The 11,779-nt window shown below is 29.1% G+C and carries 12 protein-coding genes; 11 read left to right on the forward strand and 1 reads right to left on the reverse strand.

Annotated elements, in window-relative coordinates:
• Window positions 1-9 precede the first annotated feature (9 nt).
• The 4 genes from pflA (at window position 10) to LQK79_RS07190 (ending at window position 2,585) form a co-directional block, all read left to right on the forward strand.
• Window positions 10-732, forward strand: a complete 723-nt coding sequence (pflA, locus tag LQK79_RS07175) for a pyruvate formate-lyase-activating protein (RefSeq protein WP_231016056.1) — start codon at window positions 10-12, stop codon at window positions 730-732.
• A 161-nt stretch (window positions 733-893) separates the two neighbouring features.
• The gene (locus LQK79_RS07180) at window positions 894-1,289 is read left to right on the forward strand and encodes a PilZ domain-containing protein (protein ID WP_231016057.1); all 396 of its coding nucleotides are present in this window, start codon (window positions 894-896) and stop codon (window positions 1,287-1,289) included.
• Between the two features lie 153 nt (window positions 1,290-1,442).
• Window positions 1,443-2,102 (forward strand): ribonuclease H-like domain-containing protein, encoded by a 660-nt coding sequence (locus tag LQK79_RS07185; RefSeq protein WP_053241356.1) that lies wholly within the window; start codon window positions 1,443-1,445, stop codon window positions 2,100-2,102.
• 102 nt (window positions 2,103-2,204) lie between these two features.
• Window positions 2,205-2,585, forward strand: a complete 381-nt coding sequence (locus LQK79_RS07190; protein WP_231016058.1) for a type IV pilin protein — start codon at window positions 2,205-2,207, stop codon at window positions 2,583-2,585.
• 16 nt (window positions 2,586-2,601) lie between these two features.
• Here LQK79_RS07190 and LQK79_RS07195 read toward each other — a convergent pair whose 3' ends face one another.
• On the reverse strand, window positions 2,602-4,122 hold the full coding sequence (locus LQK79_RS07195; RefSeq protein WP_231016059.1) for a hypothetical protein: 1,521 nt from the start codon (window positions 4,120-4,122) through the stop codon (window positions 2,602-2,604).
• 223 nt (window positions 4,123-4,345) lie between these two features.
• On the opposite strand from LQK79_RS07195, the gene LQK79_RS07200 reads away from it, so the two are divergent.
• From LQK79_RS07200 to LQK79_RS07230, 7 genes are all read left to right on the forward strand, one after another.
• A complete protein-coding gene (locus LQK79_RS07200) occupies window positions 4,346-6,043 on the forward strand; it encodes a GspE/PulE family protein (RefSeq protein ID WP_231016060.1) in 1,698 nt (565 codons plus the stop codon).
• 14 nt (window positions 6,044-6,057) lie between these two features.
• Window positions 6,058-7,308, forward strand: coding sequence for a type II secretion system F family protein (locus LQK79_RS07205; RefSeq protein WP_231016061.1), 1,251 nt, complete (start codon window positions 6,058-6,060; stop codon window positions 7,306-7,308).
• Window positions 7,309-7,390: 82 nt separating this feature from the next.
• The gene (locus tag LQK79_RS07210) at window positions 7,391-7,771 is read left to right on the forward strand and encodes a type II secretion system protein (protein WP_231016062.1); all 381 of its coding nucleotides are present in this window, start codon (window positions 7,391-7,393) and stop codon (window positions 7,769-7,771) included.
• Between the two features lie 271 nt (window positions 7,772-8,042).
• Window positions 8,043-8,816, forward strand: a complete 774-nt coding sequence (locus LQK79_RS07215) for a prepilin peptidase (protein WP_231016063.1) — start codon at window positions 8,043-8,045, stop codon at window positions 8,814-8,816.
• A 105-nt stretch (window positions 8,817-8,921) separates the two neighbouring features.
• The gene (gene pilM, locus LQK79_RS07220) at window positions 8,922-10,523 is read left to right on the forward strand and encodes a pilus assembly protein PilM (protein WP_231016064.1); all 1,602 of its coding nucleotides are present in this window, start codon (window positions 8,922-8,924) and stop codon (window positions 10,521-10,523) included.
• Window positions 10,498-11,145 (forward strand): hypothetical protein, encoded by a 648-nt coding sequence (locus LQK79_RS07225; RefSeq protein WP_231016065.1) that lies wholly within the window; start codon window positions 10,498-10,500, stop codon window positions 11,143-11,145. The genes pilM and LQK79_RS07225 overlap by 26 nt, the downstream gene beginning before the upstream one ends.
• Window positions 11,146-11,166: 21 nt before the next feature.
• Window positions 11,167-11,778: a prepilin-type N-terminal cleavage/methylation domain-containing protein gene (locus tag LQK79_RS07230; RefSeq protein ID WP_231016066.1), complete on the forward strand. Its 612-nt coding sequence runs from the start codon at window positions 11,167-11,169 to the stop codon at window positions 11,776-11,778.
• The last annotated feature ends 1 nt before the right edge of the window (window position 11,779 follow it).

An 11,779-nucleotide genomic window follows, 5' to 3' on the forward strand; every position in this document is an offset into this window, starting at 1 on the left:
GGTGATTATATGGGTAAAATTCATTCTATAGAGACGATGGGACTTGTTGATGGACCAGGTATAAGAGTAGTTGTATTTTTTCAAGGTTGCAAACTTAGATGTGCATTTTGTCATAATCCTGATACGTGGAATTTTAGCGGTGGGAGTATGGAGATAAGTCCTATTGAACTTTTAAATAGGGTAAAGAAATTTAAACCGTATTTTAAAGCATCAGGTGGAGGAGTTACATGCTCAGGAGGGGAACCTCTTATGCAGCCAGAATTTTTGCTTGGATTTTTAAAACTGTGTAAAGAAAATGGAATCAATACTGCACTTGATACAGCAGGGTTTGGACAAGGAGATTATGAAGAAATATTAAGCTATACGGATACAGTAATTCTAGATATAAAGCATGTAAATGAGAATGGATATAAAACCCTTACTGGTGGAGACATGGGTGAATTTTATAAATTTTTGCAGGCCGTTAATAAAGCTAAATGCAAGATATGGATAAGACATGTTATGGTTCCTGGTATTACGGACGATTATGAGGCTATGGATGACCTTGTGAAAATTATAAAAAGGTTAAGGTCTATAGAAAAGTTTGAAATTTTGCCATATCACACTCTTGGAAACACAAAATACGATAAATTAGGAATTCAATATAGGCTTAAGGATATACCTCCTATGGATAAAGAAGTAGCATTGAAATTTCAAGATTATGTTAAAGATTTATTGAAAAATAATCCCTAATAATATAAAATAATGTTGTATTATACATGGAAACTAGGTTAATCATAAATTTATTTGTGCATAATAATTTTCTAATATGTTATGCTGCATAAGTAAATTATGCTTAAAGTCTGGTTTCCTTGTCTTATGAATAAAAGGGTAAATTATTAGGGGGGATTTATGTGTCATTAACTTCACAATCAAGCTTTTACGATAATAGAGAATATAAGTATAAAAGTGAAAAAAGAAAAAAATACAGAATTAAATTTCCAGTTGAAATTTTATACCCAAGAGTAAATAATGAGAGTGTTCATGAAAAATATGGAACAGGCGAGTTCATATTAAAGGCAATAAATTTATCAGAGCAAGGGATTTGCTTTAAAAGTAAAATTAAATTAAATGTTGGAGATTTTATTAATTTTTCTCTTAGAATTGATGATAATCCTTCGTTTTGGTGTATGGCTCTAGTAAAATGGGTTAATATTGATGACAATTCGTATGTTGCTGGCTGTGAATTTATATTACAAACACTTGTACAAATAGAGGCTATAAGAAAATATATAGAAACAAAACTTTAAGATTAAATTATATGCAGGATTTTGGTGTAAGTCCAAATCCTGCATATTTATTTTATAAACAGAAAACACATTGTGCAAACTATGCATATATTGTGTTACAATAATATTTATAGGACATAATAATTACGTAGTCTTTTAGAAAGAGTGGTAAAAGTGATAGTAGAAGAAAAATATATACATGTAAATGGTATAAATAATAAAGAATGCCTTGAGAAAAATGGTAATAATGAAATATATAAAAAAGCACTATTTTTTGATTTAGAACATTATATTTATAAGAAGCCAGTTTGTATTGGAGTTTTCGGATGTGCATATTATGATGAAGCTTTAAGAAAAATAAAAATAACTCAATATATGATAGAAAATAAATCCGATGCTTTAAGGATACTTGATTTGGCAAAAGAATACTTTTATAAAGCTAAAAATGAGCTTGATAAGGAATACATAGTAACCTTTTCGGGAAATAACGATTTTACAATTATAAATTATTTATTTGAAAAAAATAATATCAACATTAAAGTAAATGAATATTTTGAGTCAATTGATTTACAAAAAGAATATGAAAAAATTGCAGGAAAGGTTATAGGACTTAAGAATTTAGAAAAGATATTCAATATTTCAAGAGAAAGTGAGCTAATAAGTGGAGCAACTCTTGCAAAGACATTTTATAGGGTAATTAAAGATGATGATTATTTTAGTAGAATGCCAGATGAAAAGAAAACAAAAATTTTAAGATATAATGGTCAGGATGTAATTAGCTTATTTTATATGTTAATTAGCTGGTCTAGGTATGCACACAAATTAGGCGAGTAAGATTTATTTATTACGTATGATTATTTTTGCAAAATCTGGTCACAATTTATTTATAGAATGATCTTTATGATATTAATAAATTGTGACAGGAGGCAGCAATAAATGGCTTTACACTTAAAAAATACAAAAAAGGGATTTACATTAATAGAATTAATTGCGGTGGTATCAATTATAATGATTCTTGCCTTGTTATTAGTGCCAAATGTAATTGGATACATAAATAAATCAAAGATAGCGGTTGTTAAAAATGATGCTAAAACAGTCCTAAATGTAATTAAAACCGCCAGAGCTTCTTCACCAGATTCTGAAAATATAGCAACTTATGATGATGCGGTGGATAATTCAAAAGGAGGAGACTCAGCTTTTAAAACTTCTAAGGATCCAGCAGCAAATTTAAAAAACGCCGACGAAAATGAATTGCAAGCTATTATCGATAATAATAGTTCTAATTGGGATATATATAAAGAATACTATGGCAACTGATTAAAAAAGATCTTATTTATTCAAAAAATTCATTTCTATTTATTGCATTTTTAAGATTGGTTTTATTTACCTTCAAAATAATGTAGTAAGGGTCCTCATATACAGAACTCACTATATTCGTTCTTTTTATTATTCGTATATTCATATAGTCTTTTTTCATAAAAATAAAATCAATATTGTAATTTTTTAAAACAGACAGCATTTGCCTATAATCATTAGTAGCGTTACCTTGGTCGATAAAGGAATTAGTTTTATTAAAACCATTGATAAATATATCGGTTCGACTATCAACAAAAGTTGGAATCCCCCTAAAAATTAAGTAAGGACTTGTATTATAGTCATTAAATATTTTGGAATTTTTAATTTTAGGATTATTGTTTATGTAGGTGCAAGCATCTATAGGATATTGAGAGTTATACAAAGTAATTGAATAATTTTGATGTTTTATAAATAATTTATTTGTATAGTCATCAAGAAAAGCTACTGAAGCAAAAAAACACAGAGTTAATACTAAAGCGTAAAAAGTATTTATAATTATCTTCTCTTTTGATTTTTTAAATTTATCCTCTAAAAATTTTATAGTAATATTAGGCTTATAGTATAATTTGCAAAATTTCCATATGCTTTCTTCAAAGAAAGGACATATGACAGCAGGAAGCAGCATAAATAATACAAGTATTTGCCTTACGGCAGTTATAGACAAAAAAATGAGCCCGCCAGAAAAAATAACATTTCTTAGCGATATATTAGAAAGCCAGTATATGAGAACACTTAGAATTATAACTAGGAGCAGCATTTTGTAATTATAAATTTGAGTATAATTCCATTCAGAAATTTTAGGAGTACCCTTAAAAGAAGAAAAAAGATTAAAATCATATAAATATAGATTGTAGGTGTATGGATTTATTAATATGCATATAAATGCTGCAATAAAGTATTTATAGTGTTTAAAAAGTGTATAGCATCCCAATATAAATAGATATAATGGATAAACTCCACCCTGGATATTTATTCCTAAGACTAAAACTATAAGGCTTGGCATAAATTTTTTATTTTCAAGTAATATGCAAAAAGTTAGAAGCATAATTCGAGTTAACATCATTGGTCTAAAAGACATAGTATAAAAACTAAAAAGTACGTAAAAATATAAACATATAAGAGATAAGAAAAAATTTTTGCAGCGTTTAAAAGAATATATGTATACTAAAATTGATGATGCAACATTAAATAATCCCATAAATATTGTAACGGAGGTAAAGCCATTTATAGAATAAATTAAATAAGCAATTATTCCAAAAAGCCATTCGTGATTTATCCACTTAAGATTTTTTTCAAGACCATACCATGAAAATACAGCATTTTTAGGTATAAATCCATTTTTTAAAATGTACTCTCCAGATTTTATATGCCAAAAACCATCATTTATAACATTAAAATTAGAACCAATACAAAAGGAAGTTATAATGCCTATTATAAACAGTAAACTTAGTATTAACTTACCATTTGAAGCTTTATTATTTAAAAATTTGTAATGCAAAATTATTACCCCCTTATTTCAACAATACAACTATAATATAGTATTATACTGTAAAAAACAATACAAAATTTAATAAAAAATGTAATAAATGTATATAACGTATATTATATGGTTGTAAATAAAAATATAAAGATATATAATAAAAATATGGAATAAAATTCATTCTATGTAATAACAAAGAAATATTATTTTAAATACAATTAAATTACATATAGTACTGGGGATGAAATATGTGGCAAGTAAAAAGCTTGGTGATTTATTAGTTGATTACGGAATAATAACTAAAGAGCAGCTTGAAAGCGCACTTAAAAAGCAAAAATATAGGGGAAAAAGAATTGGAGAAATATTGGTAAGTGAAAAAATTGTTACAGAGGATGAAATAGTTGACGTTCTTCAAATGCAAACAGGAATACCAAAAGCTTATTTTGATGAATATTTTGTTGATAAAAAAGCAGTATTAACTATACCAGAAGGACTTGCACAAAAGTATAATTTAATTCCAATATCATTTAATGGGGACAAGCTAAATGTTGCCATGAGTGATCCCATGAATATGTTTGCTTTGGATGATGTAAGAATAGCCTCCGGTTATGAAGTTGTACCTATGATTGCTACATCAACACAAATTAGAAGAGCTATTGAAACTTATTATACATCACAAAAGATTGAAAAAGCAGCAGCGGAAGCAACAAAAAATTATAATATAAGCCCTAAGGAAATAGATGACAATGAAGCTGGCATTTCTAGAGAAAATGTAAACGAAGCGCCTATAGTAAAACTCGTTGATTTTATAATAAGAGAAGCGGTAAGGCTGCAAAGCAGTGATATTCATATAGAGCCTTTTGAAAAATACATAAGGGTAAGATATAGAATTGATGGCGAGCTTCACGAAAAGCAAAAAATTCAAACACAATCATTGCAGGCGATAATGACACGTATAAAAATAATATCCAATTTAAATATTGCAGAAAAAAGGCTTCCACAAGACGGAAGAATGAAGGTTTTTATAGATGGAAAAAACATTGATTTAAGAGTATCTATTTTGCCAACTATTTTTGGTGAAAAGGCAGTAATAAGAATCTTAAAAAATGACAGTAAAAATATAAGTAAAGAAAAGTTAGGTATGGGCAAAGAAAGTATGCAAAAGCTAGAAAATATAATTAAAAGCCCATATGGAATTATACTTACAACAGGACCAACGGGAAGCGGAAAATCTACAACTCTTTATGCCATATTAAAAGAACTTAATGATGAACACAGAAATATAGTTACTGTTGAAGATCCAGTTGAGTACATGATGGAAGGTATAAATCAGGTTAATGTTAATGTAAAAGCTGGACTTACTTTTTCAAGTGGGTTAAGAGCAATCTTAAGGCAGGACCCAGATATAATAATGATTGGAGAAATGCGAGACAATGAAACGGCTGAAATTGCGGTAAGGGCAGCAATAACAGGACATCTGGTTTTAAGCACAATACATACTAATGGGGCGGCAGCTTCAATAATACGTCTTTTTGATATGGGAATTCAACCATATCTTGTGGCAAATTCACTAAGTGGAATAATAGCTCAAAGACTTGTTAAACGTATATGTCCTAATTGTAGGGAAGAGTATGAAGCAAAAGCTTATGAAAAAAAAATATTAGGAATTGATAACAGTAGAAAAATAATTTTATATAGGGGAAAAGGGTGCCCTAAATGTAATGGAACTGGATATTTAGGTAGAACTGGAGTTTATGAGATAATGGAGATAACAAAAGAAATGAGAGATAAAATAGTAGAAAATCCTGATATCGATTTCATTGAAAGGCAAGCAATAGAAAATGGTATGAGCACTATAAGAAGTTCTTGTGAGAAGTTGGTTTATGAGGGGAAAACTACTATAGATGAATTGATAAAAATAGCATTCTTAGGCAATTAGTAGGGGGGAAGTTGATGTCTGTATACTTGTATGAGGCTAAAACAATAAAAGGAACGATTGAAAATGGAAGAATAGAAGGAGAAGATGAAAATGAGGTTGCAACTTATTTAAGAAAAAAGAATTGTTGGCTTGTTTCAATTAGAGAAGAAAATGAATCAGGATTAAATGCAGATATAGATATGTTTTCAAAAATAAGTATAAAAGATATATCTATATTTTGCAGACAGCTTTCCTATACTTTAAATGCTGGGATAAGCTTAAATAGAGCTCTTAATATTGTAGAACAGCAAACTGAAAATAAAAGATTGAAAAAAGCAACAATAAAGATTTTTGAGGATGTTGAACGTGGAAAAGGGCTAGCTGAAGCTATGAAGAAAAATAAAGAGTATCCAGATCTTCTTGTTAGTATGGTGGCAGCAGGAGAAGCTAGTGGAACTCTTGATTTAATCATGACTAGGATGGCTGATTATTATTACAGTGAATATAAGCAGTGGCAAAAAGTTAAACAAGCACTTACATATCCAATAATAGTTGCTATATTTGCTTTCCTTATAGTAAACTTCTTGGCAATTAAAATACTTCCAATGCTTATAACGAATATTGTAAGTATTTCGGGTAAGAATGAAATACCATGGCCAACTAAAGTTTCAATTGGTTTTAGTAACTTAGTTACACACAATTTTATTCTTATAATTATTTGTGCTGTAGCTCTGGTGATTTTATTTAAAATAGCTAGAAAATACAGCGTTAATATTAAAAACATAGATAAATTAAAGCTTAAGTTGCCAGTCGTGGGAAAGCTTAGCTATAAAGTAGTAACTTCTAGATTTGCTAGAACTTTTGGAATGCTTGTATCAAGCGGTATACCTCTTATAAAAAGTATGGATATATGCGGTGAAATAGTTAATAACAAATTTATAGAAAATTCTCTTGAAGAAGTTAAGGACTATGTCAAAAAGGGTTCAAGTATAGGCAGTGTTTTAGAAGAAAAAAAGCTTTTTCCTCCAATGTTAACGCAGATGATAAAAATAGGAGAGGAATCTGGAAATCTGGAGGATGTTTTGAAGAAAGTAGCTGAATTTTATGATGGAGAAGTTGAAACAGCTGTAGCACAGCTTACGACAATGATTGAACCCTTGATAATTGTTGTACTAGCATTTGTTGTGGGCTTTATAGTTTTGTCTATAATCTTGCCTATTTTTCAAATGTACAATGACACATCAAGTTTAGGAATAATAATGCATATGGCAGGTTCATATTTATAATTTTATAAAAATGAAGGAGGGAAGTGTAAATTATTTTATTTGAATCTGTTTTAATATAAATATATAAATAGGGGGAATTTGTATGAAAATAATTAGAAAAAGAAAAAAGAAAGGTTTTACACTAATTGAGCTTATTGCTGTTGTTGCAATTTTGCTAATTCTCGCAGTAATTTTAGTGCCTAACATTGTAGGCTATGTAAATAAATCAAAAATAGCAACAGTAAAAAGTGATGCTAAAACTGTACTCAATGTAATAAGAACAGCTAAGGCAGATTCGGATACTCCTGATAGTATTACTACTTATGCTCAAGCTATTGCAGCTAATAATGATTTAGCTCCATCAACTGCTGTTCCGACACCTTTGACTACTATGACAGAAAATGAACTTCAAAAAGATATAATTGACAATAGCAGTACATCTTGGGGTAATTATTCAGCATATAATACGACTTCAAGTAATTAATTCGAAGTAATCATTAAAAAGGCATAAGTTTTTATATATCTATAAACTGGCAAATATATGTTTTTACAAACTAATATTTGTATTACGGCGAAGTATAGTTTAATTATCCAAAATCAAGTGACAAGTAATCATTTTTAACTTGTTACTTGATATAGATAAACTGCTTGAAATATTAAAATTAGTAAGAAGTTTTTAGCGGTATTTAACTTTATTTGAAGCTAGTGCACAATTATTGTGTGCTGGCATTGTTAACTTATATTAGGAGGCTACTATGTTTATCATATACTTATTTGTTTTCATATTTGGTACTGTCATTGGAAGCTTTTTGAATGTGTGCATATTTAGAATACCACTAGGGCAGTCTATAGCTTTTCCACCTTCACATTGTATGGAGTGTGGAAAAAGGTTAAAGTGGTATGATATGTTTCCAATAATAAGCTGGATAATTTTAAAGGGAAAATGTAGATTTTGCGGAAGTGAAATTTCTTATAGATATCCATTAGTTGAAGTTATATCGGGGATTATTTTTTTATTTGTTTATTTAAAATATGGAATTAGCTTTGAAACAATTAAATATTTAGCATTTGTTTCACTGATAATTGTTATAGGACTTATAGATTTAGATACAACGGATGTTTATACTTCGACTATAATTATAGGAATAGTAGGTGCTGCAATTTTAATTTTATCAGAGTACATTTTATATAAAGTAAATTTAAATACTAGTTTTTCTATTATGGATTACATTTTAGGAGGAATAATCGGAGCAGGTTTTATTTTACTTATAATATTTTTCACTCATGGAATGGGAAGCGGAGATGCTGAAATATGCCTTGTTTGTGGACTTTTTTTAGGAAGTAAAAGTGTAATTTTTATGCTGCTTTTATCTGTAGTCATTGGAGGAATAGTAGGAATTTCACTGGTACTACTTGGAAAAAGAAAAAGAACGGACTACATACCATTCGGACCATTTATAGCAGTTAGCGCTATTGTTTCCGTGCTATTTGGTCAAGGAATAGTTAATTGGTACCTTGGGATGCTGTAAGTAGTTCACAATTATTGTATCAAAATGCCGTGTGTTAAGGCATCATGATGCATATGCAAATTGTTGCTGAGATAATTTCGCTATATATGATTGGGGGAAAGTTGTATGGCAAAAAATACTATGGCTGTAGAGATAGAAAATAGATATATAAAAATAGTAATTGGAACTAGGGGAAAGATTTCAAAAAGCCAAATTTTAAACACGCCAAATGGAGCTATTGAAAATGATAGAATTGTTGATGTAGAAGCTGTTGCAAAAGTAATAAACGATTTTATAGAAATGAATAAAGTTGCTGTAGATAATGTTATATACACGGTCCATGGTCAGGATACTATAATAAGGCATACAGAAATAGCCATAATGCAAGAGGTACAGGTTGGAAAGGCTGCCATAAGAGAAATAGGTCAGTATCTTCCAAGACAGGGGGTTAATTATTACATAGACTATCAGATTATAGATAAAGTAAATAATGATGAAAAGAAAATATATAAAGTTCTTGTTGCAGCAGTCCCGAGAGTTAAAATTAATGGATATGTTGAATTAACTAAAAAATTGGACATGAAACTCAAAGCAATAGATATACTTCCTATTAGTGTATCTAGAACTTTTAAAAATTACTTTGAGAAAAGCGATGTAACAAGTGTTGGAATTATAGATATAGAAAATAAATTTAGCAGCATAGTTATACTAGACAGAGGAAAAATTTTTATTGAAAAAGAAGTTGATAAAGGCATATATAATGCAGTTGGGATAGTTGAGGATAAAATCCATAAGGATTATGAAGAAGCATATTCCTATTTTATGTCTAAATTTAATTTTGCAAAACAAGATTATTCTGATGAAATATATGGAAATCTCAAAAATAATTTTGATGATATATTTAAGGCTTTTGATAGAGTTGTTAGGTTTTATACAGCTGGTAAAACGAAAAAAACTTTGGATAAAGTATTCATAGTAGGTGAAGGTGCAAAAATATATGGTATAGAAGCATATCTTCAAGATTTTATGGGGACAGATGTAACTACAGTAGAGGATCCAGAAAGCATAAAGTTAAAGGTTAACTTTCAAAATCAAAATAATTTTAATAATTATTTAAATGTCTATGGTTCATTATTAAGGAAAGGCAAAAAGGAATTAAATTTAGTTCCTGACAATAAAAGAAAATATAAAATAAATATTTTAAGCTCTAGTTTTGCTAAGATAGTTGCAGCATCTTTAATGGTTGTATTTATTGCGGCATGTGTAATTCCAATAACTATAGCTCATATTTATTCTAGTAGGGAGAAAGATGATGAGTATAAGCTTAAAGGATTTACAAATTTACAAGCTCAACATGATGTGCTTTTGAAAAAGATTAATACATATAACTCTAGAATAAAACTCGTAGATAAACTTACAAAAGGCAAAACAATGCTCAATGAAAAAATTCAGGATATAAATAAATACGTTCCATCAGATGTCAAATTTGATTCCATAGATTTTGATAAAAAAGGTGGAATAATCATATCAGGAGAAACCACTAATAGTAAAGCACCAGCTGCATTAGTAGCCAATCTTCAAATGTCAGACACCTATAAAAATTCAAGACTTATCAAGGTGACAAATTCACAAGATAATAATTCAGGTAATAACAATGTTAGTAATGTTTATAAATTTACTATAGACTTAGGGGATGGTTTAAATGCAAAAAATAACGCAAAGGGATAAAAAGATATTAATAGTTTTAGCGGCAGTTATTGTATTATTTGTATACTGTCAGTTTGTGCTTTTGCCATCATTAAAATCTATAAGCCAGAGTAAGAGCGCTATAAATGATTTAGAACTAAAGGAAAATCAAATGGAAATGACTAAACTACAAAATTTAACAATGAAGAAAAAGTTAAAAAAAATTACTGATGAATATAATGATTCACAAAGTAAGCTGCCGATAAATGAGAGAAATCCTGAAATTGAATACGATATACAAAATATAGCTGCAAATAGTAAGGTTACTGTTTCAAGTATGATCTTTGGTGATGTTAAACTGTTTGATGGATTTAGCAGCGATAAAAATGAGCAAATAGAGAGTAATAACTCTAAAAAAAATGGAGATTTAATGCAAATACCAGTAAATATAAGCGTAGTTGGCAATGATGAAGACAGCGTTATGTCATTTCTTAAAAGTATTGAATCAACCAATAGAATTTCAGAAATAGATAATGCCAATATAATTTTAAATAGTGATGATTCTCAAAATAAAAAATTTACTCTCAGCGTAACGGTAAGCTATTTTTATATTGTAAGCAAGGATAAGAATAATGTCCAATATAATTTTGGCTCTGGAAATTAACGATAGTATGAGGTGTATGTAATGATAAATATAAAACATAAGGGGATTTCATTAATAGAAATGCTAGTTGCTATGGCCATATTTGCAATAGCATCTTCTGTTATAGTTCTTACAATAGATAGTTCAGCAAAAATCTATAAAAAAGAAAATGTAAAATTCCCAACATACTCTGCGGCCAATAGTTTAGTGCAGCAGTTAAAGGCAAAGGGTATTGGAGAGAAGACTGCTAGTATTCCAGGAGAAGCTGTACAGCCAATCAACAATGTAGAAGATATGTACTCCATTGATAATGATGCCAGCATAGCTAAAAAAATTTATATAATTTACTTTAATTATGGCGATTTAAAAGATGTGTTAAAAGATACTGAATATATAAATGCTGCAGATAATGTAAACTCAGATTTTGATTCTGTGATTAATTTCAATAAACAAAAAGCTTCTTCTAAAAAATATGCTGCTTATATAACTTTAAAAAAAGCTGTAGATAACAGCCGTAAAATAGATAATGAAAATGGTGAGATTAATCTTAATACTGAGTGGCTTTATAATGTCTATACGGCAGAAGTAAAAGTGTGGGATATGAGTGCAGGTGACAGTTCTATGTCAAGTGCAAGCACAAGTGTAAGTAGGTGAT

Source organism: Clostridium guangxiense, assembly GCF_021043395.1.
In the GTDB taxonomy this organism is placed as follows: Bacteria; Bacillota; Clostridia; order Clostridiales; family Clostridiaceae; genus Clostridium_S; species Clostridium_S guangxiense.